Genomic DNA, 25,211 nt, shown 5'->3' with positions numbered 1-25,211 from the left:
TTATAGAAGGCGTCGTGTTGTCCGGGTCAATTCACTCACGACATAATCGTTCCCATCAGCGCGGACATCTCGCCACCGACAGGGGCGATTCAGGCCGCATCACACTGTACAATCACGAACATCCGATCTTTGGCAAGGCACCAGATAACATGTCCAGACTTTCCCCGCGAGAACAGTACCGTCAGGATCTTGAGCGTGAAGGCTTTCAGCATGACAGCTCTCAGGAAAAGGCCGTTGAACATCTCCAGCGCCTTTATGAAGCACTGACCAGTCGGCCACGTCCCAAACCTGCCACGGTCGCAGCTGATAGCGGGATCAAGTCAAAAATGTCAGGGTTTTTTGGCAGGAAAAGTGCTCCTTCTACCCCGGCGGCGCCTGCCGAGCCTGATGTCAAGGGACTCTATTTCTGGGGCGGTGTGGGACGGGGAAAGACCTGGCTGGTGGACACCTTTCATGACAGTCTGCCCTTTGATGACAAGATGCGTACGCACTTTCATCGTTTCATGCAGCGTGTGCACAAGGAACTTGAGGTTCACAAGGGCCAAAAGAACCCGCTGACCCAGGTGGCGGCAAAACTGGCCGGCGAGGCCAGAGTCATCTGCCTTGATGAGTTTTTCGTCAAGGACATTACCGATGCCATGATCCTGGGCAATCTGCTCGATGCCCTTTTTGCTCAGGGGGTGGTGCTGGTAACGACTTCCAACATTGTACCGGATGAGCTGTATAAAAATGGTCTGCAGCGGGATCGTTTCCTGCCCGCCATTGATCTGCTCAACCGCCACTGCGAAGTGGTCAATGTCGATGCGGGCATTGATTATCGAATGCGTACCCTGACCCGCAAAGAAGTGTTTCATACCCCACCGGGGGACAGCGCTGACGAGGCGCTGCAGGAGAGCTTTGTTCATCTGGCAGGAGAGCCGGGTGAAGAAGAAACGCTGCGCATCAATGGACGGGCGCTGAAGGCTCGACGCTGTCATGAGGGGGTGGTCTGGTTCGACTTCAAGACGCTTTGTGATGGTCCGCGCAGTCAAAACGACTATATCGAGCTCTCAAGGCAGTATCACAGCGTGCTGATTTCCAACGTGCCGGTGATGGGGGCAGCAATCGAGGATCAGGCGCGTCGCTTTATCAATCTGGTGGATGAGTTTTATGACCGCGCCGTCAAACTGGTCATGTCGGCGGAGGCCGAGCCGGAATCACTCTATAGCGGCGGTGAGCTTGCCTTTGAATTCGAACGTACCGTGTCGCGCCTTCAGGAGATGCAGTCAAGCGAGTATCTGGCGTTGACTCACAAGCCCTGAATGTGATTATCCCTTGTTCGCTGGGCGCAGGCTCTGTACAATGCGCGCTCGCTTATCGTTGTTGTGTCTGCCTGCAGGGGCAACAACCAAGAAAAATAGGGATTGGCAGGGCAGAAGTGATGCTCTCGCCACAACCATGGTGATTCATACATGAAGACGTTCAGCGCCAAACCGCAGTCCGTGCAGCGCGACTGGTATGTCATCGACGCGGAAGACAAGACTCTGGGTCGACTGGCAACCGAGATCGCTCGCCGTCTGCGTGGCAAACACAAGCCCGAATATACTCCTCACGTTGACACCGGTGACTACATCGTTGTCGTCAACGCCGAGAAAGTCCGTGTGACCGGCAAGAAGTCCTTTGCCAAGCAGTATTATCGCCATACCGGTTATCCGGGCGGCCTGCGTTCGATGAATTTCGAGCAGATGATCGATCATGCGCCCGAGCGTGTCATCGAAATCGCTGTCAAGGGAATGCTGCCCAAGGGCCCGCTGGGTCGCGCCATGTACTCCAAGCTCAAGGTTTATGCCGGTGGTGAGCATCCTCATGCGGCACAGCAACCCCAGGCACTGAATCTCTAAAGGAACATTTTCATGGCACAGCAGCAGTACTACGGCACAGGCCGCCGCAAGACCTCTACCGCACGCGTTTTTCTGCGTCCCGGTAATGGCAAGATCACGGTCAACAAGCGTGAGCTCAACGAATACTTTGGCCGCGTTACCGCGCAGATGGTTGTGCGCCAGCCGCTTGAGCTGACCGAGCTGACCGAACAGTTCGACATTTATGTCACCGTTCAGGGTGGCGGCGGTTCTGCACAGGCAGGCGCCATCCGTCACGGCATTACTCGTGCCCTGATGGAATACAATGAAGAACTGCGCACACCGCTGCGCAGCGCCGGCTACGTGACGCGTGATGCGCGTATGGTCGAGCGTAAGAAGGTTGGTCTGCGCAAGGCACGTCGTCGTCCCCAGTTCTCCAAGCGTTAAGCTTCGACGTCATGTCACAAGACGCCCGGGTGTTTTCCCGGGCGTTTTTGTGTCTGCAGGACAATTTTGCAACTCGTTGAAACGCTTTGGTTGGCAATCCGGCAACCGAAAGGCGTGCTCTCGTGTTATTATCCAGCTCGTCATTAAAGTGAGGACTTTCTATGGGTGTTGTGGCCAAACGATCGTCAATGACGTTCTATACAGGCAGTGACGACCATTACAGCCATCGCGTCAGGATCGTGCTGGCCGAAAAGGGGATTTCCGTTGATATCATTGAGGTCAACGATGAGCATCGTCCAGCAGAGCTGGCCGACCTTAACCCCTATAATAGTGTGCCGACACTGATCGATCGTGACCTGGTTCTTTATGAATCCAAGGTCATGATGGAGTACTTGGATGAGCGTTTTCCGCATCCGCCTCTGTTGCCGGTCTACCCGGTAGCGCGAGCGCAAAGCCGCCTCTGGATGCACCGTATTGAGCGTGAATGGTGCCCGATGGTGGAGCGCATTCTGTCGCCTGGCTCCAAGAAGGAAGTCGAACAGGCGCGCAAGGAGTTGCGTGAGAGTCTTATCGGCATCAGCCCGATTTTTGAAGATATTCCGTTTTTCATGAGCGAAGAGTTCTCGCTGGTAGACTGCTGCCTCGCTCCCATTCTCTGGCGTTTGCCGGCACTGGGTGTTGAACTACCCGAGCAGCAGGTCAAACCGCTGATGGGCTATATGGAAAGACTGTTCGCTCGAGATGCCTTCAGAGCATCGCTTCTTGAGTCGGAGCGTGAGCTTCGGACCTGATCGGATCATCGCTGCAGACAGGTTGTTTTCTGCAGCAAACATACTGATTGATGCGCAGGGCTTATATTTCGATGCATTCTTCAGTGAGGTGAAAACATGCATTCCAGCCGTCCCTATCTGATTCGTGCGCTATATCAGTGGCTGCTGGACAACGACTGCACACCCTATGTCGTTGTCGATGCCGAGCGCACGGGTGTGGTGGTACCAGAGCAGTTCGTCCAGAACGGCCAGATTGTTCTCAATATTGGTCCAGGCGCCGTTCGAGAGCTTTTCATGGAAAACGACATGGTGGCTTTCAATGCACGTTTCGGCGGCCAGCCAATGACCGTTGAGCTGCCCATCGATGCCATCATTGCCATCTACGCGCGTGAAAATGGTGTGGGCATGGTTTTCGGTCAGGAGCCTGTCATGCCGGACGATGCTGCCGATTCAGCCGAGCCCGACAATGATGATCTCGACGAGCGGGACTCTCATCTGGGCGCGGTGGCGAGAACGGATGAGGATCAGGGTGAGGGTGGAAACGACGATGACGACGACGGCTCACGCCCGCCCAAGGGGCGACCGTCCCTGAAGGTCATCAAGTAATTGCCCGCCATTGCTATACCAGCGGACCCGCCATCATGGCGGGTCCGTTTTTTTGTCTGACTGTTTATACCGAGCAAGGGTGGGCAGCTTGCAGGGGCTTATACGCCCAGATATTCGAAGGCCTTGACGATGCGCTGTACGCCGCTGGTCTGTGAGACCAGTCGAACAAGATAGTCTGCCTCGCTGGCGCGAACCATTCCCATCAAATACACCGTGCCATTTTCGGTGAGAACCCTGACCCGGTCGCTGTTGATCTGATTGCTGGCGGTGATGCGGGCCTTCACTCGCGAAGTGATCCAGGTGTCCTGCAGTCGCTGCTGCGTTGAACTGTTGGGGCCGACACTCAACTCATTGCGCAGATGGCGCACGCCTTTCAGTTGCGTGGCGAGTTCACCTGCCTGTGCCTTCTGGGCCTCGGTGCCGACCTGACCGGTCAGCAATGCAAAGCCGTTATAGACATCAACATTGATGTGGGTGTTATCCAGGCTGTCGGTGGCCCGGATACTGTCCCAGAGCATGCGGGCAGTCTGCGTGTCCTGATCGATGGCATAGCTGGTGCGGGTGCCATAACCGCTGCTGCCGGTAATGGTGCTGCAGCCGCTGGTTGCAAGTGTGGCGCCGAGCAGCAGGGCGCCTGTCAGCCGGAAAAGTGTATGCTTATTCATTGCTGCCAAAGAGCTGGTGGTCGATTAGATCGCAAAGACAGTGAATGACCAGCAGGTGCACTTCCTGAATGCGAGCGGTAACGGTTGCCGGGACCCGGATCTCGCAGTCTTCCTGTCCCAGAAGAGAGGCCATATTGCCGCCGTCCCGCCCGGTCAGAGCGATGATGATCATGTCGCGATCATGAGCAGCCTGAATGGCCTGAATGACGTTGGCGGAGTTGCCGCTGGTAGAGATGGCCAGCAGAACATCACCGGGTTGTCCCAGTGCCCGAATCTGCTTGGAGAAGACATCGTTATAGCTGTAATCGTTGGCAATGGAGGTGATGGTCGAGGAGTCGGTGGTCAACGCCAGTGCCGGCAGACTCGGTCGCTCGCGCTCGAAGCGGTTCAGCAGTTCTGATGAAAAGTGCTGAGCGTCGCCAGCGCTGCCTCCATTGCCGCATGTCAGAATCTTGCCGTCATTGATCAGGCTCTGAACCATGATCTGGCTGGCCGTTTCGATGAAGGGCGGCAGGACCTCGCTCGACCAGGTCTTGACGTCGATGCTGGCGTTGAATTGATCGATGATGCGTGATTGAAAGTCCATGGCACTCTTCAAATGGTCAATGGCGTTATATTTCCGCGGTATCACTGCCAGGCTCAAAAGGCATCAAAGGCGCTTTTGACCCAGTCAAAGTGCAGGTGGTTGGGAGGCTCCCCCGTTACCCCTACCGCATCAAAGCGGCACGGGCATGATAACCGCTTGTCGAGTAGATACAAATGCGCGGCCCGGATCAGCTTTCGCTGCTTGGCAGGCGTGATGGTTTCCAGCGGAGAGCCGTGGGAGGCGCTGGCGCGATAGCGCACTTCAATAAAGACCAGCGTGTCACCGTCGCGCATGATCAGATCGGTTTCGCCGCCCCGCACATGCTGGTTGCGGGTAATCATGATCAGACCCTGTTGTTCAAGCCATTGCGCGGTCAACGACTCGATGTCGTGACCGCGCTGACGGTGGCTGAAGGAGCGAAAGGCCACGGTGGCTCAGGGCAATGTTGGCTGGCCATTGCGGAAGACAGCCCAGGGCAGGGTTCGAACGACCCGACCATCCTGACCGGGGGCGAGTCGGCCGGTGGCGCCGTAAAGTTCAAATCCACCGATGGCGCTCATGACCGGCAGTCGACGTGCCAGTTCAAAGGCATCAACCCCCATGGCGTGAAGCTTGATCATGGCCGGCTGATCATCCTGAATGAGCCGCTCGCGAGTCGACTCAAAGGGCAGGGCGTCAATGCCGCCGGCAGCAGCCTCGGGGATCAGCCAGGGAATGTCCACGAACATCACGTCATCAAGATCGTGATCGAGTCGCGGCTGAGGTGAGCCTTCGTAAGCGTGCGAGGTGGCATAGATGGGCAGATTTGCGGCGTTGTAGTAATCAAGGGTCGGAGGAACCTGGCGGGCATAGCCGGGCAGGGCCAGCAAAAACAGCATATCCGGTCGACCACGGCCGCCATTGAGGACCGACTTGACTGCAGAGGTGGCGGAGGCTGACGGATCATAATTCTGAACGCTGACCAGCTCACCACCTTCCTGCTGCCACTGATTCTGGAAGGCGCCCAGAACGCGACTGCCCCATTCGTTGTCCGGCACCATGACACCGGCCCGATGATGGCCGTCAAGCTGGCCGCGCTGGGCCGCCTGGCGTGCTTCATCCTCGGCCGAGAGTCCGTACTGGAAAAGATTTCGGGCGCTGTTGCGATCATGCGTTCCATAGTTGAGAGCCAGCGTTGGCAGTGCCACGCTGTCACGTGTTTCCAGCTGGGAAACCTGCTCCTTGCTGAGCGGACCGATGACGGCCTGGGCGCCTTCCATGGTGGCACGGGCATAAAGGCTTTCGATGTCCTGGCCGGTCGTGTCATAAAAAACCAGTTCGGGAACCTGTCCGCCCTGGCTTCTGACATCATCGGCGCGCGTTTCGATGCCTTCACGAATGGCGGTGGCGATGGATTCCAGCGGGCCGCTCTGGGGCAGAAATACCGCAATCCTGCGGATTTCCTGATCACGAATCTCATCCAGTTTGCCCAGATCCGTTGGCAGACGGCGAGAAGCGGGGTGACGGGGATTGTTGGACTGCCACTGGCTGATGGCATTTGTCAGGGTGCCAATATTGGCGCCCTGTTGGCGCTGGAGTTGTGCAAGCGTTACCCAGCCGGCAGCTACGCTGCCCTGTCCGGCCAGTTGGTCGAGCTGACTCGGATCGAGACGGTTGAGCTGGCGCCAGATGGTGTCATTGAGCTGGGTGTCATCCGTGCGCTGCTGCAGGGCGGTCAGCGTCTGTGCCGCTTCAAACGGCTGGTTGTTCATGGCCTGTGCCAGGCCGCGCCGCTCGAGAAGCGTATTTCTTTCACTGTCCGGCAGCGTTGCGGCGCTATCCAGAACATCGGTAGCAGCCAGCACCGTTTGTGGATCCTGAAGCTCAAGGCCTATGCGGGAGGTCAGCAGTGCCCAGCGAAGCTGCTGGTCACTGGACAGGACCGAACGGTCGAGCGAACTGGCAATGTCCAGCGCGCGCTGGTTGTCACCCTGGCGCTGAAAAAGTTCGGCTGCCTGCAGGCGAGTGGCGGCGGCTTCGCTGCCCTGTTGCTGTTGAGCCTGACTTAGCAGATCGTTGGGGGACTGGCCGCCAAAGCGATCAACAATGCCCGATGTGCCGGCACAGCCTGCCAGTGTAAGTGCCACCATGGCCGCGCCGGCCAGTCTGGTAAGTGATGTTCGCATGCCTGGGCAGTTCCTTTTCTTGCCGGTCTCCATGATGGCGCCACAGCGTGGCGTCAGCGAACTGCACGGCGTACCATGCAGCTCCAGTCGAGCCTGTACCGTTTTTGGTCATGACACAGGCAAATCCGAAAGCAATGACGCGTCCGAACCAGTGTAGTGTGATGACATGAATAGTTTTAGCAAGGGCGCATTGTACGTGGTTGCCACCCCGATTGGTAACCTTGATGACCTCTCAAGACGTGCCATGGATACCCTGGCACAGGCCGATCTGATCGCGGCCGAAGATACCCGCCACAGCGTGCGCCTGCTTGATCATATCGGCGTGAGGGTGCCGCTGGTGTCTCTTCACGAGCACAATGAAACCTCGCGAATCGAGCGTATCCGACAGGCCCTTGATGACGGCCAGCGCGTCGCGCTGATCAGTGACGCCGGTACCCCCCTGATTTCTGATCCCGGTTATCGTCTGGTGCAGGCACTGCGGGAGGCAGAGTATACCGTCATCCCCATTCCTGGCCCCAGCGCGCTGATCACGGCGCTGAGCGCTGCGGGGCTGCCGACCGAGCGTTTTTTGTTTGAAGGCTTTCTGCCGGCCAAAGGCGCCGGGCGACGCCAGCGCCTGAGTGATGTTGTCGAACTGCCGGTGACGATAGTGCTCTATGAATCTCCGCACCGGATTCGCCAGCTTCTGGAGGATGTCGAGACCGTGTTCGGTGAGCGTCACGTAGTCATCGCGCGTGAGCTGACCAAGACCTTTGAGACCTTTCTACAGGGCACGGCAGGCAGTCTGCTGGCACGCATGGCTGAAGACGCCGATCAGATGCGTGGCGAGTTTGTTGTCATGATGGCACCGGCCCCCGAGAAGGCACCAGCAGACAGTGGCCAGATTGATGGCGATCAGCTGTTGTCCTCACTTCTGGAGGAGGGAGTGGGAGTCAAGCAGTCGGCCAGTGTGGCCACCCGCATACTGGGGGGGCGCAAGAGCGACTGGTATCAGCGTGCCCAGGCGCTCAAGGATAACGGTTTTTGTAAGTGATTGTTGCCGTTGGGTCACCAGGGGCGGCGCACAAGGATAAAAATGGTTAACGCGCTTGGAGACGGGGGTCGGCACTGATATTCTTGCGCGCTTGGGAGTCGGCCGGACAGTCGCCGCTGAACCTTCGGGTTCGGGGGAGGAAAGTCCGGGCTCCACAGGGCAGGATGCCAGGTAACGCCTGGGCGGCGCGAGCCGACGGAAAGTGCAGCAGAGAGTAGACCGCCCAAGCGGTGCCGATTCTCTCGGCACCGACGGCAAGGGTGAAAGGGTGCGGTAAGAGCGCACCGCACGCCTGGTAACAGGTCGTGGCATGGTAAACCCCATCCGGAGCAAGACCGAATAGGAACCCATTGGCGTGGCCCGCGTCGGGTTCGGGTAGGTTGCTTGAGGCGTTCGGTGACGAACGCCCTAGAGGAATGACTGTTCTCGACAGAACCCGGCTTACAGGCCGACTCCCACCTGTTTTCCCCTTGAAACATCCCTTGAGTTCTCATGAATCAGACCCCAGGTATCCGGCAAGACCACAAGCATGAAAGCGTCCTGCTTGAGGGTGCCGTCGATGCCCTCGTTCAGCGGCCCGACGGCCTCTATCTGGACGGTACATTCGGGCGTGGCGGGCATTCCCGCGCCATCCTTGACCGCCTGAGTGATCAGGGGCGCCTGGTCGCCATCGACCGTGATCCTGATGCGCTGGCCGCTGCGGCAGACATCGAGGACTCACGGTTTCATATTGCACGCGCCACATTCGCCGATCTGGGCGATGTCGCACGCCAGCAAGGCGTACACGGCAGGCTTTCCGGCATTTTGCTGGATGTGGGCGTGTCTTCTCCTCAGCTCGATGATGCCGGTCGTGGCTTCAGCTTCATGCGCGACGGTCCGCTCGACATGCGCATGGATCCTGAGTCGGGTATCAGTGCGGCTCAGTGGATTGCCGAAACCTCCGAGCGCGAGATGGCGGACATCTTCAAGCGTCTGGGTGAGGAGCGCTTTGCCAAACGTCTGGCGCGAGCGGTCGTGACGCAGCGCAAGGAAGCCCCCATTACCCGCACCGTTGAACTTGCCGAGCTCTTGAAAACGGCGCATCCGGCGTGGGAGAAGGGGCGTCACCCTGCCACGCGCGCCTTTCAGGCCATTCGTATTCATCTCAATGACGAGCTGGGTCAGCTCGAGCGTGCCCTGGAGGCAGCGCTTGAGGCTCTGGCGCCCGATGGCCGCCTGGTGGTGATCAGCTTTCACTCGCTGGAGGATCGCCTGGTCAAGCGCTTTATTCGCGACAAGTCCCGGGGGGACCAGCATCTGCCGCGGCACATGCCGCTGCGCGAGGATCAGATTCGCCGCGACATGGCACCCGTTGGCAAGGCCATTCGTCCGGACGAACAGGAAACCGGACTCAACGTCCGTGCCCGTAGCGCTGTCATGCGTGTGGCTCGCAAGCTGGGGCAGGAGGGCTAGCCATCATGGTCGAACGCACGTCCGGATCGTCTTCGCGCAGCCAATGGCAGTGGCCCTTTCGGCTCCGCCTGACCTTCATGCATGGCGTCATTCTGGTCATGCTGCTACTGGTCATTTTTTCAGCGCTGGGGGTCATCAGTACGGCCTATCACACGCGCTCTCAATACGCGCGACTGCAGACCATGGAGCATCGGCATGATCAGCTTCAAACGGTGTGGAGTCGCTTGCTGCTGGAAGAAAGCACCTGGTCGACCCCTTCACGTATCGAAAATCTGGCGCGTGATCGTCTTGAGATGCATGTGCCGGATGTCCACCACACCAGGGTCATGCGGCCATGAGTGAACAAAATCGCCGTGTCGGGCGTAATGCACGCATGTATGGCGGGAATACGGCTGCCAGTCATGTGACTGCCATGCCGATCTGGCGTTACCGATTCGTACTGGCCATCATCTTCATGGCCATGGCGGTGCTGGTCGGTCGTATTGTCTATCTGCAGGTCTTTGATCATCAATTCCTGCAGGGGCAGGGTGACTCCCGAACCATTCGGGTGCAGAGCATCGATGCCCACCGTGGCATGATTACCGACCGCGATGGTGAACCACTGGCTGTATCTACCCCGGTGGTGACCCTGTGGGCCAATCCAGGGGATCTTCCCGAGGACCCGGTACAGCTGACACGGCTGGCTAAAGCACTGGATGAGCGACCTGCAGATTTCATGGCGCGGGTAAAAAACTACCGCGACAAGGAGTTCATGTATCTCAAGCGCCGGGTCACGCCCGAGCCTGCCAGCCGCGTACTGGCACTTGATATCCCCGGCGTGCACGGTCGTCATGAATACAAGCGCTACTATCCGGCCGGTGAGGTGACTTCGCAGCTGGTGGGCATGACCAACATTGACGATCACGGTCAGGAAGGGCTGGAACTGGCCTTTGACCGCTATCTGTCAGGTATTCCGGGGCAGCGTCGTGTGCTGCAGGACCGCAAGGGCCAGCTGGTGCGTGATCTGCACATGATTCGAGAGGCCCATCCGGGCGGCGATGTGACCCTGTCGATCAATCTGCGCCTGCAGTATCTGGCCTATCGTGAGCTGAAGGCGGCGGTCAACGAGCACAACGCGGACAGCGGCACTCTTGTCATGATGGACGCGCATACCGGTGAGGTGCTGGCCATGGTCAGCCTGCCGTCCTATAACCCCAATAATCGCACCAGTGTAGATCCGGCGGGGCTGCGCAATCGGTCACTGACCGATGCGTTCGAGCCGGGGTCGGTCATGAAACCGCTGGCCATGAGCGCGGGGCTCGAATCGGGCAAGTTCACGCCGCATACCCCCATGGATACCACTCCCGGCTGGATGATGGTGGATGGCTATACCATCAAGGACACCCGCAATTTCGGCAAGCTGGACATGACCGGTGTCATTACCCACTCCTCCAATATCGGCATGACCCATATGGCTCTGGCCCTCCCGGATGATGCCATCTGGAACGTCTATGACTCGATGAAGCTGGGGCACCCCACCGGGCTTGGCTTCCCCGGGGAAGCCACCGGCAGTCTGCCCTCGCCGTTCAGCTGGTCCAAGGCCAAGCGTGCCACGCTCTCTTACGGGTATGGGCTATCAGTCAATGCCGTACAGCTGGCGAGTGCTTATACGGCGATTACCAATGATGGTAAACAGTTGCCGCCTTCGCTGCTCAAGCTGAACAAGCCGCCTGAAGGGCATCAGGTCATGTCCTCCAAAACGGCCCATGAGCTGATTCAGATGATGGAGACGGTCGTAGAGCCCGGTGGTGGTGGTACACGGGCAGCGCTTGAGGGTTATCGGGTGGCCGGCAAGACCGGTACCGTGAGAAAAATCGGCAATACCGGCTATCAGAAAGAGGCCTATCGCTCCAACTTTGTCGGTATTGCACCGGCCAGCAAGCCTCGCATCGTGACCGTGATTTCGATCGATAACCCCAAGGGTAAAGAGTACTACGGTGGCCTGGTGGCGGCGCCCATCTTCTCCCGAGTGGCCGGCAATGCGCTGCGCCTTCTGGATGTCCCCCCCGATGATCAGAGCAAGGAGACGCCTGGTGCCTGATTTGCCGACCTGCACGCTGGCCGAGGCCATTGCACGACTCTGGCCCGATATCGATACCCTGTCGCTGCCTGAAGAGGCGCGTCTGGTGCTGGACTCACGCCATCTCCAGCCCGGTGATGTTTTTGTGGCGCTGCCCGGCACTCGTGTCGACGGTCGTCAGTACATTGACCAGGCTCGTGATCGGGGCGCTGCGATGATTCTGGTGGCTTCGCCCTGGCAGGAAAGGGCCGATGATCTGCTGGTGCTGGATGACCTGCCCGAGCGGCTGGGAAAGCTGGCATCGCTGGTCATGGGAGTGCCGGATTCGCTTGAGCAGATTGCGGTGACCGGTACCAACGGCAAGAGCTCCGTAACGCACTACATCGCTGCGCTCAGCGAGGCGATGGCAACGCCTGCCGGTCTGATTGGCACGCTGGGCAGCGGTCGTCCCGGCAGGCTTGAGCACGCCGGGCTGACGACACCGGATGCCCTCTCACTGCAGGAGCGTCTGCGCGAACTGGCGGTCGACGGCGCCGAGCGCGTGGCACTGGAAGCCTCCTCTCACGCGCTTGATCAACATCGTCTGAGCGGTTGCCATATCCGCGCAGCGGTCTTTACCAATCTGAGTCGTGATCATCTGGACTATCACCCGAGCATGGCCGCCTATGCCGCTGCGAAGGCACGTCTTTTTCAGCGTTCCGAGCTTGAGCTTGCCGTGGTCAACGCAGACGACACTCTGGCGCGCCTGATGCTGGCAGGCGTGCCCAAAAAGGCCAGAGTGTTGCGAGTCGGCAGTCAGAAGGACCATGACTTTCAGGTACTCCGCTGGCAGGCGCAGCGTCTCGGCCTTGAGGCAGGCGTCATGACACCGGAAGGGGAGCGAACCCTGCGGCTTTCGCTGATGGGACGCTTCAATCTGGACAATGTGCTGCTTGCCATCGCGACCCTGTACGGACTTGGCAGTCCGCTGGAGGCGCTGATGAAGGCGGCAGAACAGCTGACGCCGGTACCCGGGCGGATGCAGCTGCTGGCACGCCCCGGGGCGCCTGCGGTGGTGGTGGATTATGCTCATACGCCCGATGCGCTTCGCAATGCACTGCTGGCCCTGCGTGAGCATGTGCCGGGCAGGCTCTGGTGCGTGCTGGGCTGTGGTGGAGATCGCGATACCGGCAAACGCCCTCTGATGGGTGGTGTCGCAGCACTGCTCGCCGACGAGGTGGTGGTCACCGATGACAATCCCCGCAGCGAGGCGCCTGAAGAGATTCGTCGGATGATCATGGCCGAGATGCCTGATGGGGCGCACGTTCGCGAGATTGCCGGACGAGCACGTGCCATTGCCAATGTCGTTGAAAACGCCGGACCAGAAGATGTGATCCTGCTGGCTGGCAAGGGGCACGAGGACTACCAGGACATTCAGGGCGTGCGTCATCCGTTCAGCGATATGGATGTGGCCTCTCTGGCACTGGAGGCTCACTGGCATGAGTAATACGCCGACAGACATCATTGAAGCCCTGCGTCTGAAGGACGATGCCATCATCGATGCGCAGGATCGTTTCAGGCGTGCCACCGCCTGTCGCATCGTGACCGATACCCGCAGTCTGCAGGCGGGAGACGTGTTTCTGGCGCTTCGTGGCGATCGTTTCGATGGTCATGACTTTCTGGAAATGGCGCGCGATCGCGGCGCCATTGCTGCCATCGTTGATACGCCGTTCGAGACCGACATCGCACAGCTGGTAGTGGCGGATACACGTCTGGCGCTTGGGCTACTGGCGCGCCATCATCGCCTTCAGTGGCAGGGTCGGCTGGCCGCCATTACCGGCAACAGTGGCAAGACCACCGTACGTGCCCTTTGCGAGGCCATCCTGTCACGCCGCGCGCTGACACATGCCACCCGGGGCAATCTCAACAATGATATCGGGGTGCCGCTGACGCTTTTGCAGCTTGACGGGCATTGTCACCAGGCGGTGATTGAAGCCGGTGCCAACCATACGGGTGAAATTGCCTGGACAACGGCGCTGGCGTGTCCGGACGTGGTGCTGATCAACAACGTCACCGATGCTCACATCGGCGAGTTCGGCAGTGCCGGCCATATTGCGCAGGCCAAGGCCGAGATACTGTCGGGGCTTTCGCCTGATGGCATCGCGGTGCTCAATCGTAACGATCGCTTTTACGGCGTCTGGGCAGCGCTTGCCTCCGGACATGACATTCTGGATTTCGGTATTGACGTTGGCGCCCGCGTTCAGGCCATTGATTTGATGAGCGAAGAGGGCTTTTATCGGTTTACGCTCACAATCGATGGTGACGAAGTGGGTCGGGTTGTACTGCCGCTCATGGGTCGTCACAACGTCATGAATGCTTTAGGTGCTGCTGCCGTGGCGCATGCCATGGGCTGTGAGCCGGTACACATACTGGCGGGCCTGAACGAGGCCGAAGGTGTGGCCCGGCGAATGGTGATGATTGAAGGTATTCGCGGTGCCACGCTGATTGATGACAGCTACAACGCCAACCCGGGGGCCATGCGGGCGTCGCTGGACACGCTCGTGCAAAGGCCCGGGCCACGCTGGTGCTTTCTTGGCGCCATGGGCGAGCTGGGACGTTACAGCGACCAGGCGCACGAGGCGCTGGGGCAGTATGCTCGCACCCTGGATATTGATCGAATGATCACGATCGGCGAACCTGCCCGAGCGACGTCTACTGCCTTTGGAGAGCATGGGCGCCATTTTGACGATTGGGCATCACTGATCGAGTTTGCTCAACATTCTTTGCCTACTAACGCCAGTGTGCTGATCAAGGGATCTCTCAGCGCCGGGATGGACCGTCTGGTCAATGCGCTTCGATCAGAATCTTCAGGTGATTATTCATAATGTTGCTTTTTCTTGCCGAACTGCTCTCTTCCTTCCAAACCAGTTTCAGTGTTTTTGGTTATCTGACCCTGCGAATGATTCTGGCCACGCTGACCGCACTTTTACTGTCATTGATGATTGGTCCCTGGGTCATTCGCCGGCTTGTCGCCGGTCAGATCGGCCAGGCGATTCGTGATGATGGTCCGCAGTCACATCTGTCCAAGGCGGGCACACCCACCATGGGCGGCGTGATGATTCTGCTGTCGATTGCGATCTCCACGCTTCTATGGGCCGATCTGGGTAATCATTACGTCTGGCTGGTGCTGCTGGTCACTCTGGGTTTCGGGGCGATCGGCTGGGTTGATGACTATCGCAAGGTGGTCGAAAAGAACCCGCGTGGTCTGCCGGCCAAATGGAAGTATCTGTGGCAGTCGGTGATCGGTTTGACCGTGGCCGTGGCGCTTTATGTCACGTCGGCCTCTCCGGTTGAAACCAGTCTGATCGTGCCGTTTTTCAAAAGTGTCGTGATTCAGCTGGGGCCCTTTTTCATCCTGCTGACCTATCTGGTCATCGTAGGCAGCTCCAATGCGGTTAATCTGACGGACGGTCTGGACGGGCTGGCCATCATGCCGACCGTGCTGGTTGCCATGGGGCTGGGCGTTTTTGCCTATGCCAGCGGCAACGCCATGTTTGCTGAATATCTGCATATCCCCTCGGTACCCGGTGCCGGTGAGATGGCCGTTTTCTGTGGCACCATCATTGGCGCAGGGCTGGGTTTTCTCTGGTTCAATACCTATCCCGCCCAGGTGTTCATGGGCGATGTGGGGGCGCTGGCACTCGGGGCGGCTCTGGGTATGGTGGCCGTGGCCGTTCGACAGGAGATCGTGCTGTTCATCATGGGTGGGGTCTTTGTCATGGAGACTGTCTCGGTCATTGTACAGGTGACCTCATTCAAGCTGACCGGCCGGCGAGTGTTTCGCATGGCGCCGCTTCATCATCATTTTGAATTGAAGGGATGGCCCGAGCCGCGCGTCATTATCCGCTTCTGGATCATTACCGTGGTGCTCGTCCTGCTGGGGCTGGCCACTCTGAAAATTCGCTGATATGGCGGCTTCCTCATGTTGATCGAGTCGCATCACAGCGTTGTTATCGGGCTTGGCCGCTCGGGGCTTGCCATTGCCGAGCATCTCGCTCGCCGGGGCGAGTCCTTTGTCATGGCGGACACTCGCGCAGAACCTGCAGGCCTTGCCGAGTTTCAGCGCTTGTATCCCGATGTTGCGGTGCACTGTGGTGATTTGAGCGTGCTTGACCTTAAGCGGGCCGGACGAATCATTCTGAGTCCGGGTGTGGATGTTCGAACGCCTGGCCTGCCGCGCTCGGGCCCCGAAATCGTCGGTGAAACCGCGCTTTTCATCGAGGCCCTGAGCGAGCGGGCCCGGCGCCCCATGCTGATCGCCATTACCGGCTCCAATGCCAAATCAACGGTGACGACGCTGGTGGGGGAGATGGCGCGCGCCTGTGGCATCGACGTGGCCGTGGGCGGCAACCTGGGCACGCCGGCGTTGACCCTTCTGGCGCAAAGGCCGTCTGCTGAATGTTTCGTGCTGGAGCTTTCATCCTTTCAGCTGGAAACCACGCCGCAGCTGGGCGCCGATATTGCCGTGTATCTGAATCTCAGCAGTGATCATCTGGACCGGCATGACGGCATGACCGGTTACGGGCGCGCCAAGCAGCAGATTTTCAATGGTGCCGGTGCAGCCGTCATCAATCGTGATGATCCTGCCACCACGCCATGCGATCCGACTGGCGTGACACGCACGCTGTCCTTTGGTAGTGACCTTCCCGTTCGTCATCATGCCTGGGGACTTGGGCGAGGCGGTGACGATGTCTGGCTCATGCACGGTGAGCAGGCCATCATGGCCGCGCGCGATGTCATGATGCCGGGCCAGCATAACCTTCTCAATGTCCTGGCGGCGCTGGCCGTAGGGCACGAGGCCGGCTGGCCGCGCGCGCCTCTGATCGAAACGGTGATGGGTTTTGCAGGCCTGCCACATCGGGCGCAGCGGGTAGCTGACATTGACGGGGTCACCTGGATCAACGATTCCAAGGGCACCAATGTGGGCGCCACGCTTGCGGCCATCGAGGGTATTGGCATGACCTTGTCCGGTCGGCTGATACTGCTGGCCGGTGGTGTAGGAAAGGGTGCCGATTTTACCCCGCTGGCCGAGCCACTTGCCCGCTATGCGCGGACTGTCGTGGTCTATGGGCGCGACCGAGCGCAATTGGCGCAGGCTCTGGAGTCATCGGTCACGGTTGTCATCGTGGACACGCTTGAGCAGGCCATGCAACATGCGATGGGCGTGGCGGAGCCGGGCGATACAGTATTGTTGTCTCCCGCCTGTGCCAGCCTTGATCAATTCGATAACTTCGAAGCGCGCGGAGAGGTCTTCTGTGCGTGGCTTAAACAGTGGCAGCCGCATTCATGAAATCTCTGGCAGAACGTTTTTCTACCGAGCGCCATGCCATCGATGGCTGGCTGGTGCTTTCCGCCATTACCCTGATGGTCATCGGCTGGATCATGGTGACCTCGGCTTCAACGGAAGTGGCCAGCAGTCAGACCGGTAATCCCTGGTATTACAGTATCCGTCACGGCATTTTTGTGCTGGCTTCCATGGCTATTGTGCTGATGGTCATGCGCATCCCGTCCGTATGGTGGCGGGCCAATGGGCCGACCCTGCTCCTTGTAGCCGCCATTTTGCTGGCTGCCGTTCTGATCGTGGGGCGCGAGGTCAACGGCAGTCGCCGCTGGATTCATCTGGGGCCGATTAACCTTCAGGCTTCCGAAGTCGGCAAGTTCTGTCTGATCATCTATATCGCCGGCTATACCGAGCGTCATCTGACAAGGCTGCGCCGCAGCTGGTGGGGCTTCATGGCGCCGCTGATGCTGACCTTTTCCCTGTGTATTCTGCTGATTCTCGAGCCGGATTATGGCGCTGCAGTCGTCATGCTGGCGGCCACCATGGGGGTGTTGCTGCTGGCAGGGGCATCGCTCTGGCGCTTTATACTACTGGCCGGCGGCGTGGTCACACTCGGTGCCTTTGTGGCGATATCGGAGCCTTATCGTCTCGCCCGTATTTCCAGCTTTCTTGATCCCTGGGCCAATCAGTATGGTTCCGGCTATCAGCTCACTCAGGCACTGATCGCCTTCGGTCGCGGTGGCTGGAGTGGTCTGGGTCTGGGCAACAGCGTCCAGAAGCTTTTTTACCTGCCGGAAGCGCATACCGATTTTGTATTTTCAGTGCTGGCAGAAGAGCTGGGCATGCTGGGCGCCGTTGGCGCTGTCGCTCTGTTTGCCATTCTGGTCTATCGCTGCTTTCGTATCGGGCGTAATGCCGAGGAGAGCGGTCATCTGTTCGCGGCCTATGTCTGCTACGGGATAGGTATCATTTTTGCCTCGCAGTCCTTCATCAACGTGGCGGTCAATGCGGGGCTTTTGCCGACCAAGGGGCTGACGCTGCCGCTTTTAAGCTATGGCGGATCGAGTCTGATGGTCAGTGGTGCCATGGTCGGTGTGCTTTTGCGCATTGATGGTGAAACCAGGGGACGTCGTCGCGCTGCACGCAAACGCTCTCGCAGTGCCACCGCGGAGACACCGGCATGAGTACACGTCCCAGAAAGGCATTGATCATGGCCGGGGGAACCGGTGGGCATGTGGTGCCTGCGCTCTCTCTGGCGCGTGCCCTGCAGGCAAAAGGGGTCGAAATACACTGGCTGGGTACACCGCGGGGCATCGAAAACACGCTGGTTCCCGAGGCGGGTATACCATTGCATCACGTGTCGATTGTCGGGCTGCGCGGTAACGGAACACTGGGCTGGCTCAAGGCGCCGTGGCGACTGTGGAAAGCCATTCGTCAGGCGCGGCGTATCATCCAGTCCCTGGATGTATCGCTGGTGGTCGGGCTGGGGGGCTTTGCCAGCGGCCCCGGTGGGCTGGCTGCATGGCTGATGAAGGTGCCGCTGATCATTCACGAGCAGAATGCCCTGCCGGGGATGACCAACAAGGTGCTGGCTCGCCTGGCTCGCCGCGTATATGCCGCCTTTCCCAATGCCTTTGATGACGCTCGTCATCCGGTTGTGATCGGCAATCCAGTCCGTCAGGAGATCGCGGCGATCGGTGAGGCGCCGCGCGAAATTGAAGCGCTGACGGCACGCCCCTTGAGGTTGCTGGTTGTGGGCGGCTCGCTGGGGGCGCAGGTGCTCAACGAGCGTGTTCCTGCTGCGCTTGCCCTGATGGCCGCCGACGCTCGGCCCGAGGTTCGCCATCAGGCAGGCCGCAACAAGGAAGCGGCCACCATCGAGGCCTACGAGACGGCTGGAGTCGAGGCGAACGTTTCTGATTTTATTGGTGATATGGCGCGAGCCTATGAGTGGGCCGACCTGGTGGTCTGCCGCAGTGGGGCGCTGACGGTGACCGAGCTTGCCGCGGCAGGCAGGGCATCGCTTCTGGTACCGTTTCCCCATGCGGTGGATGATCACCAGACCATCAATGCAAATTATCTGGTCGAGGCGGGTGCGGCGCAATTGATTCCTCAGGCGAAGATGAGCGTACAGACGTTGAGTGACACGCTTGGCGAATTGCTGGAGGCTCATCGACTGCTGGAAATGGGACGGCGTGCCAGAAGCGTGGCGCAGCTGGAGGCGACCGACATCATGGCCCAGGGCTGTATGGAGACAGGTTTTGAGTAATCAGATGCAGGCACGCAGCGGTATGCGTCGTATACGCTGTATTCATTTTGTAGGCATTGGCGGCTCCGGGATGTGTGGCATTGCCGAGGTGCTGGCCAATCAGGGCTTTTGCGTCAGCGGCAGTGATCTGCGCGAGTCTGCGGTCGTGGCACACCTACGCCAGTGCGGCATTCGAGTAGCCATCGGTCATCATGGCGACAATGTTCGTGATGCTGACGTTGTTGTCGTGTCGAGCGCCGTGGACCCGACCAATCCCGAGGTCGTGATGGCACGGGAGCATCGAGTGCCGGTCGTGCGCCGCGCTGAAATGCTGGCCGAGCTGATGCGCTTTCGTCATGGGATTGCCGTGGCAGGTACGCACGGCAAGACCACAACGACCAGTCTGACGGCAACGCTTTTAGCTGAAGGGGGGCTTGATCCGACCTTTGTCATTGGCGGTCGGCTCACCAGCGCCGGCAGTAACGCTCAGCTGGGGGAGGGCGAGTATCTGGTCGCCGAGGCGGATGAATCTGATGCTTCCTTTCTGCATCTTCAGCCGATGACGGCGATTGTGACCAACATTGATGCTGATCATATGGCGACCTACGAAGGAGATTTTGGTCGTCTGCAGGATACCTTCATCGAGTTTCTGCACAATCTGCCCTTTTACGGGCTGGCCATTGTCTGTCTTGATGACCCGGTCGTGCACGAGCTGCTGCCCAGAATTCAGCGCCAGTTCGTCACCTACGGCTTTGACGAAAATGCCGATTACCGGATTACCGATTTTTCCCAGCAGGGAGATACCGTCTCGTTTACGGCCTGCCGGCCCGAGCCGCACGCGGCGATCAGTGTCCGGCTGGCCATGCCTGGGCGCCACAATGCATTGAACGCCATGGCGGCCATTGCGGTGGCCACGGATGCCGGCGTCAGCGATGCGTCCATCGTCCAGGCCCTGGCAGGGTTTGCAGGCGTTGGGCGTCGCTTTCAGGTCCAGGGGCATTATCAGCTGCCTGCCAGTACTGGAGACAGCCTGCCGGTGATGCTGGTGGACGACTATGGCCACCATCCCCGAGAAGTGGAAATGGTGATTCAGGCAGTTCGTGAGGGCTGGCCGGATCGACGACTGGTCATGATCTATCAGCCGCATCGCTATTCCCGAACCCACGATCTTTATGAAGATTTCGTTCGTGTGCTTTCAGGGGTGGATCAGCTTCTACTGCTGGATGTCTACAGCGCAGGCGAGGCGCCCATTACCGGCGCTGATTCGCGTGCGCTGGCAGGATCCATCCGTCAGCGTGGTCAGACTTCGCCGCTTTTTGTCGAAAGTCGCGAAGCGCTTGCAGACATCCTGAGCAACGTCCTTGATGACAATGACATTCTGATCACTCAGGGTGCCGGTGATATCGGCGGGATCAGCCTTTCGCTGGCCCGTTGTGAACTCAGACTCGCCGGCGTTGCCCTGTAATGATCAAAGTGTTTAAAACCTGTTTTGCGATACAGGGCGTGCAATGACAACGGCAACCTCCAATCGCCTGCTGGGGCTGATTCTCATCGTCGCACTGATGGTGGCAGGCGGGCGCACGCTCTGGATATGGCTGGACAAGCCGATCGAGCGTGTCTCGATCAGAGGAGATCTGGAATACGTCAATGCTGCCTATCTGCAGGATCAGCTTTCACCGTTGATTGCCGGTGAGAGCTGGCTGTCGGTGAATATTGGTCAGTTACGTCAGGAAGCCCTGGAGGTGCCCTGGCTCAAGGATGTCCGACTTTCAAGACGATGGCCGAATGCACTGACGTTCGAACTCTACGAGCAGCGTCCCGTGGCCTGGTGGAATGACGGTTCATTGCTCAACGCTCAGGGCGAGCCCTTTGCCGCCGGTCCCATCAGCAGTGTTGGGACCAGGCCCTGGCTGGCTGGCCCACAGGGAAGTGGCCCTGAGGTGCTTGCCTATTATAATGCTCTGAAACAGCAGTTTGCGCGCTTGAATCTGACCATCACGCAACTTCGACTCGAGCCTCGTGGCGCCTGGCGTGTACAGCTTGATAATGCTTTCTGGATCATGCTTGGGCGAACGGATCTGGATATGCGACTTGAGCGTTTTATGACGGCATGGCAGCGTGGTCTTTCTGAAGGCCGTGACGATATCCGTTATATTGATTTGCGTTATCCCAACGGTGTATCGGTGGCGTGGCATGGCGAAAATGACCCGGGAAATGATAATTCCGATGGATAAATGAGACGTTCTCGTTAAGTTGCGTAAAAACACGGGGCATGAAGCTGAATGGGTATTTCTTTCGCTTTAAAATCACCGTATTCTCGGGAAGTCTTTTCAGTATTATTAATGCGTAATTACGCCAGTTACTTTTTTAATTGAACACGTTTGAGATAATTGTGCGTATTAACAGGTTGATCAGGGAGTAGGCCCGACCTATGGCAGGAGAAACCAACGCTTCCAATATGGTAGTCGGGCTGGATATCGGAACATCCAAGGTTGTGGCCATTGTTGGACAACCCACTGATGACGGCGGCATCGAGATTGCCGGCATCGGTTCTCACCCCTCACATGGCATGAAAAAAGGGGTGGTCATCAATATCGAATCTACGGTGCAGTCGATTCAGCGCGCCGTTGAAGAAGCCGAGCTCATGGCCGGGTGTGATATACATTCTGTCTATGTCGGGATCGCCGGCAGCCATATCAGCTCGATGAATTCCGATGGTGTTGTGGCCATCAAGGAGCGCGAGGTGGCACCCTCTGACATCGATCGCGTCATCGATTCTGCTCGGGCTCGTGCCATTTCCGAAGGTCAGCGAATTCTGCATGTGCTGCCGCAGGAATATGCCATCGATACCCAGGAAGGCATTCGTGAGCCACTGGGCATGTCGGGGGTGCGTCTTGAAGCGAGAGTGCACCTGGTCACCGCGGCACTTAATGCCGTTCAGAATATTGAAAAATGTGTTCGTCGATGCGGTCTGGAAGTGGATGACATCATCCTCGAGCAGCTGGCTTCAAGCTACGCCGTGCTGACCGAAGACGAGCGCGAACTGGGTGTTTGCATGGTGGATATCGGTGGTGGCACGACCGACATCGCCGTTTTCACTGAAGGTGCCATTCGGCATACGGCAGTCATTCCCATTGCCGGTGATCAGGTCACCAATGATATTGCCATGGCATTGCGAACACCGACCCAGTATGCCGAGGATATCAAGGTCAAATACGCCTGTGCGCTGACACAGCTGGCTTCCAGTGATGAAATGATCAAGGTGCCCAGTGTGGGAGACCGCCCGGCGCGAGACCTTTCCAGGCAACATCTGGCCGAGGTGGTCGAGCCTCGCTATGAAGAGCTTTTTACCCTGGTGCGGGAAGAGCTTCGGCGCAGTGGGTATGAAGACCTGGTGGCTGCCGGTATCGTATTGACAGGTGGTACCTCAAGAATGGAAGGGGTTGCGGAGCTGGCGGAAGAAATATTCCACATGCCGGTCCGCATTGCCTGTCCGCAGAACGTAAGAGGGCTGGCGGATGTCGTGCGCAATCCGATTTATTCAACCGGGGTTGGTTTGTTACTCTACGGCATGAAATATTCGCGCTACTCGCGTTCTACGGCCCAACCCCGCCGGGATGAGCAGCAAAGACGTTACCAGTCCGAGCGCCAGGACAACGAGCGGCTCTCCTCAACCATTACGCGGATCAAGGGCTGGTTAAAAGGAAATTTCTGACAGGACTGCCTTGGCGGTCCAGGAGACGGGGTTATGTTTGAGCTTGTAGACAATGCGCCATCCAGCAGCGCGGTAATCAAGGTAATCGGCGTAGGTGGTGGCGGCGGCAATGCTGTCAACCACATGGTCGAGAGCAACATCGAAGGCGTTGAATTTATCTGCGCGAACACCGATGCGCAGGCGCTCAAGAGGGTTGCTGCCAAGACCGTTTTGCAGCTGGGCAGTGAAATTACCAAGGGATTGGGTGCCGGGGCAAACCCGGAGGTCGGTCGTCAGGCCGCCATGGAAGACCGCGAGCGTATTGCCGAGCTTTTGCAGGGCGCCGACATGGTGTTCATTACTGCCGGTATGGGAGGCGGTACCGGCACGGGTGGCGCACCTGTCGTGGCTCAGGTGGCCAAGGAGCTGGGTATTCTGACCGTGGCAGTCGTCACGCGTCCGTTCCCGTTTGAGGGGCCCAAGCGCCAGCGTGCTGCCGAAGAGGGCATGAAGGAACTCTCCGAGCATGTCGACTCCCTGATCACCATTCCCAACGAAAAGCTGCTGACGGTACTGGGCAAGAATGCCAGTCTGCTGACGGCTTTCAGTGCTGCCAACGACGTGCTGCTTGGCGCCGTTCAGGGTATCGCAGAGCTGATCACAAGCCCGGGTATCATCAACGTCGACTTTGCTGACGTACGCACGGTGATGTCCGAAATGGGCATGGCCATGATGGGTACCGGTACGGCCATGGGTGAGAACCGCGCTCGTGAAGCGGCCGAGAAGGCCATCCGCAGCCCGCTGCTGGAAGATATCGATCTCAATGGCGCGCGCGGTATTCTGGTCAACATCACTGCCGGTCCGGATCTTTCCATCGGCGAGTTCAATGACGTCGGTGCTACAGTGCAGGAGTTTGCCTCCCAGGATGCCACCATCGTGGTGGGCACTGCCATTGACATGGAAATGACCGATGACCTGCGCGTGACCGTTGTGGCGGCAGGGCTTGACGGGCGTGTCGAGAAAGCGGCACCGCGCCAGACGCAGACCTCTCGCAGCGATCAGGCAGACTACCGTCGAATGGCCCGTCAGCCGGCTGTCTCTCGCCAGCAGGCCGCATCGCGCGAAAAGGAGAAGGAAAAGGAGCAGCAAAAGGCGTCTCGCGAATCTCGTGAGCGGCGCCAGAAGTCTCAGGAAATGGACGACTATCTGGATATCCCGGCCTTCCTGCGCCGCCAGGCGGATTGATTTGATCGGCGGCCCTCAGGGGCCGCCGATCTTTATAACAATATAAAAAGCGACTAATCGAACACTGTTCGTTGTCGAACCCCAAGGGAACTGTTACCATATAAACAACTGTTTGAATGTTTCCTGCCTGGTAGCCCAGACTATGATCCGTCAAAGAACACTACAGAACACCATCCGCGCGACAGGCGTTGGCCTGCACTCAGGTAAAAAGGTTTACCTGACGCTGCGCCCGGCACCGGCCAATACCGGGATCGTGTTTGTACGTACCGATCTGGACCCGATTGTTCGCATTCCGGCACATCCGGAAAATGTCCATTTCACGACCATGTGTACGGCTGTCGCCATCGATGGCGTACGTGTCTCCACGGTCGAGCACCTCATGTCAGCCTTCGCGGGTCTGGGTATCGACAATGCCTTTGTTGATCTCAGCGAGCCTGAAGTGCCCATCATGGACGGCAGCGCCGGTCCATTTGTTTTCCTGATTCAGTCGGCAGGTATCGCCGAGCAGGAAGCGGCCAAGAAATTTATTCGTATCAAGCAGGAAGTGACGGTCAAGGACGGCGATAAATACGCGACCTTCCTGCCGCATGACGGTTTCAAGGTCAGCTTTGCCATCGACTTTGACCATCCTGTCTTTGCTAGCCAGAAGCAGACCACCAGTGTTGATTTCTCAACGACCTCGTTCGTGAAGGAAGTCAGCCGCGCCCGTACCTTTGGTTTCATGCGTGATATCGAATTTCTGCGTTCCCAGAATCTGGCGCTGGGTGGCAGCCTGGACAATGCCATCGTTGTCGATGAATACCGTATTCTGAATGAAGATGGTCTTCGTTATGAAGACGAATTTGTCCGTCACAAGGTTCTTGATGCCATCGGTGATCTTTATCAGCTCGGCTACAGCCTGATCGGAGAGTTCCGCGGTTATAAATCCGGCCATGGCCTTAACAATCAGCTGGTACGCGCGCTGCTTCAGCACCAAGAGGCTTATGAAATCGTGACGTTCGAGGATCGTGAAACCTCGCCGATTTCCTATTCCGAACCGGCGATGGCCATGTAATCCAACAGGTTACACTGGCAGAAACCCTA

24 protein-coding genes and 1 other RNA gene are annotated in these 25,211 nt (G+C 58.5%); 21 read left to right on the top strand and 4 right to left on the bottom strand.

The window, feature by feature from the left end; genetic code table 11:
* The first annotated feature begins 149 nt into the window (after positions 1-149).
* The 5 genes from zapE to B9G99_RS16250 all read left to right on the top strand — a co-directional run bounded on the left by zapE (position 150) and on the right by B9G99_RS16250 (position 3,661).
* Positions 150-1,301 carry a cell division protein ZapE gene (zapE, locus tag B9G99_RS16270; protein WP_086623533.1) on the top strand — a complete coding sequence of 384 codons (1,152 nt, stop codon included), beginning with the start codon at positions 150-152 and terminating at the stop codon, positions 1,299-1,301.
* A 150-nt stretch (positions 1,302-1,451) separates the two neighbouring features.
* Entirely contained in the window at positions 1,452-1,880 is a 429-nt protein-coding gene (rplM, locus tag B9G99_RS16265) for a 50S ribosomal protein L13 (RefSeq protein WP_086623117.1), read from the top strand.
* A gap of 12 nt (positions 1,881-1,892) precedes the next feature.
* Positions 1,893-2,285 carry a 30S ribosomal protein S9 gene (rpsI, locus tag B9G99_RS16260; RefSeq protein WP_086623116.1) on the top strand — a complete coding sequence of 131 codons (393 nt, stop codon included), beginning with the start codon at positions 1,893-1,895 and terminating at the stop codon, positions 2,283-2,285.
* Between the two features lie 161 nt (positions 2,286-2,446).
* A complete protein-coding gene (gene sspA, locus B9G99_RS16255; RefSeq protein WP_086623115.1) occupies positions 2,447-3,076 on the top strand; it encodes a stringent starvation protein SspA in 630 nt (209 codons plus the stop codon).
* 96 nt (positions 3,077-3,172) lie between these two features.
* Positions 3,173-3,661 (top strand): ClpXP protease specificity-enhancing factor, encoded by a 489-nt coding sequence (locus B9G99_RS16250; protein WP_086623114.1) that lies wholly within the window; start codon positions 3,173-3,175, stop codon positions 3,659-3,661.
* Positions 3,662-3,759: 98 nt separating this feature from the next.
* On the opposite strand, the gene B9G99_RS16245 is transcribed toward B9G99_RS16250, so the two are convergent.
* From B9G99_RS16245 to B9G99_RS16230, 4 genes are read right to left on the bottom strand one after another with little or no spacing between them, the layout of a single operon-like run.
* Positions 3,760-4,326, bottom strand: a complete 567-nt coding sequence (locus B9G99_RS16245; RefSeq protein WP_086623113.1) for a BON domain-containing protein — start codon at positions 4,324-4,326, stop codon at positions 3,760-3,762.
* Positions 4,319-4,912, bottom strand: a complete 594-nt coding sequence (locus tag B9G99_RS16240; RefSeq protein WP_086623112.1) for a phosphoheptose isomerase — start codon at positions 4,910-4,912, stop codon at positions 4,319-4,321. Before B9G99_RS16240 ends, B9G99_RS16245 begins: the two co-directional genes overlap by 8 nt.
* A 53-nt stretch (positions 4,913-4,965) precedes the next feature.
* Complete coding sequence (locus B9G99_RS16235) at positions 4,966-5,340, bottom strand: YraN family protein (RefSeq protein WP_086623111.1); 375 nt, start codon at positions 5,338-5,340, stop codon at positions 4,966-4,968.
* Positions 5,341-5,346: 6 nt separating this feature from the next.
* A complete protein-coding gene (locus B9G99_RS16230) occupies positions 5,347-7,077 on the bottom strand; it encodes a penicillin-binding protein activator (RefSeq protein ID WP_086623110.1) in 1,731 nt (576 codons plus the stop codon).
* A gap of 166 nt (positions 7,078-7,243) precedes the next feature.
* On the opposite strand from B9G99_RS16230, the gene rsmI reads away from it, so the two are divergent.
* From rsmI to lpxC, 16 genes are all read left to right on the top strand, one after another.
* The gene (rsmI, locus tag B9G99_RS16225) at positions 7,244-8,110 is read left to right on the top strand and encodes a 16S rRNA (cytidine(1402)-2'-O)-methyltransferase (RefSeq protein WP_086623109.1); all 867 of its coding nucleotides are present in this window, start codon (positions 7,244-7,246) and stop codon (positions 8,108-8,110) included.
* A gap of 94 nt (positions 8,111-8,204) precedes the next feature.
* Positions 8,205-8,570, top strand: an RNA gene (gene rnpB / locus B9G99_RS16220) — RNase P RNA component class A.
* Between the two features lie 32 nt (positions 8,571-8,602).
* Positions 8,603-9,562: a 16S rRNA (cytosine(1402)-N(4))-methyltransferase RsmH gene (rsmH, locus tag B9G99_RS16215; RefSeq protein ID WP_086623108.1), complete on the top strand. Its 960-nt coding sequence runs from the start codon at positions 8,603-8,605 to the stop codon at positions 9,560-9,562.
* 5 nt (positions 9,563-9,567) lie between these two features.
* Positions 9,568-9,900, top strand: coding sequence for a cell division protein FtsL (gene ftsL, locus B9G99_RS16210; RefSeq protein WP_086623107.1), 333 nt, complete (start codon positions 9,568-9,570; stop codon positions 9,898-9,900).
* The gene (locus tag B9G99_RS16205) at positions 9,897-11,642 is read left to right on the top strand and encodes a peptidoglycan D,D-transpeptidase FtsI family protein (protein WP_086623106.1); all 1,746 of its coding nucleotides are present in this window, start codon (positions 9,897-9,899) and stop codon (positions 11,640-11,642) included. Before ftsL ends, B9G99_RS16205 begins: the two co-directional genes overlap by 4 nt.
* Entirely contained in the window at positions 11,635-13,107 is a 1,473-nt protein-coding gene (locus B9G99_RS16200) for a UDP-N-acetylmuramoyl-L-alanyl-D-glutamate--2,6-diaminopimelate ligase (protein WP_335617618.1), read from the top strand. Before B9G99_RS16205 ends, B9G99_RS16200 begins: the two co-directional genes overlap by 8 nt.
* Complete coding sequence (locus tag B9G99_RS16195) at positions 13,100-14,485, top strand: UDP-N-acetylmuramoyl-tripeptide--D-alanyl-D-alanine ligase (protein ID WP_086623104.1); 1,386 nt, start codon at positions 13,100-13,102, stop codon at positions 14,483-14,485. The genes B9G99_RS16200 and B9G99_RS16195 overlap by 8 nt, the downstream gene beginning before the upstream one ends.
* Positions 14,485-15,567, top strand: a complete 1,083-nt coding sequence (gene mraY, locus B9G99_RS16190) for a phospho-N-acetylmuramoyl-pentapeptide-transferase (RefSeq protein ID WP_086623103.1) — start codon at positions 14,485-14,487, stop codon at positions 15,565-15,567. The genes B9G99_RS16195 and mraY overlap by 1 nt, the downstream gene beginning before the upstream one ends.
* A 15-nt stretch (positions 15,568-15,582) precedes the next feature.
* On the top strand, positions 15,583-16,950 hold the full coding sequence (gene murD / locus B9G99_RS16185) for a UDP-N-acetylmuramoyl-L-alanine--D-glutamate ligase (RefSeq protein ID WP_086623102.1): 1,368 nt from the start codon (positions 15,583-15,585) through the stop codon (positions 16,948-16,950).
* On the top strand, positions 16,947-18,125 hold the full coding sequence (gene ftsW / locus B9G99_RS16180) for a putative lipid II flippase FtsW (protein WP_086623101.1): 1,179 nt from the start codon (positions 16,947-16,949) through the stop codon (positions 18,123-18,125). Before murD ends, ftsW begins: the two co-directional genes overlap by 4 nt.
* Entirely contained in the window at positions 18,122-19,210 is a 1,089-nt protein-coding gene (gene murG / locus B9G99_RS16175) for an undecaprenyldiphospho-muramoylpentapeptide beta-N-acetylglucosaminyltransferase (protein WP_086623100.1), read from the top strand. Before ftsW ends, murG begins: the two co-directional genes overlap by 4 nt.
* Positions 19,211-19,214: 4 nt before the next feature.
* Complete coding sequence (gene murC / locus B9G99_RS16170; protein WP_086623532.1) at positions 19,215-20,654, top strand: UDP-N-acetylmuramate--L-alanine ligase; 1,440 nt, start codon at positions 19,215-19,217, stop codon at positions 20,652-20,654.
* A 43-nt stretch (positions 20,655-20,697) separates the two neighbouring features.
* Entirely contained in the window at positions 20,698-21,423 is a 726-nt protein-coding gene (locus B9G99_RS16165; RefSeq protein ID WP_086623099.1) for a cell division protein FtsQ/DivIB, read from the top strand.
* Between the two features lie 197 nt (positions 21,424-21,620).
* Complete coding sequence (gene ftsA, locus B9G99_RS16160; protein ID WP_086623098.1) at positions 21,621-22,904, top strand: cell division protein FtsA; 1,284 nt, start codon at positions 21,621-21,623, stop codon at positions 22,902-22,904.
* 33 nt (positions 22,905-22,937) lie between these two features.
* On the top strand, positions 22,938-24,128 hold the full coding sequence (ftsZ, locus tag B9G99_RS16155; protein ID WP_086623097.1) for a cell division protein FtsZ: 1,191 nt from the start codon (positions 22,938-22,940) through the stop codon (positions 24,126-24,128).
* 142 nt (positions 24,129-24,270) lie between these two features.
* Positions 24,271-25,182, top strand: coding sequence for a UDP-3-O-acyl-N-acetylglucosamine deacetylase (gene lpxC, locus B9G99_RS16150; RefSeq protein WP_086623096.1), 912 nt, complete (start codon positions 24,271-24,273; stop codon positions 25,180-25,182).
* The last annotated feature ends 29 nt before the right edge of the window (positions 25,183-25,211 follow it).

Source organism: Kushneria konosiri, assembly GCF_002155145.1.
Taxonomy (GTDB): Bacteria; Pseudomonadota; Gammaproteobacteria; order Pseudomonadales; family Halomonadaceae; genus Kushneria; species Kushneria konosiri.
Note: the sequence above shows the minus strand (reverse complement) of the source record. Positions and strands in the feature narration are given on the sequence as shown.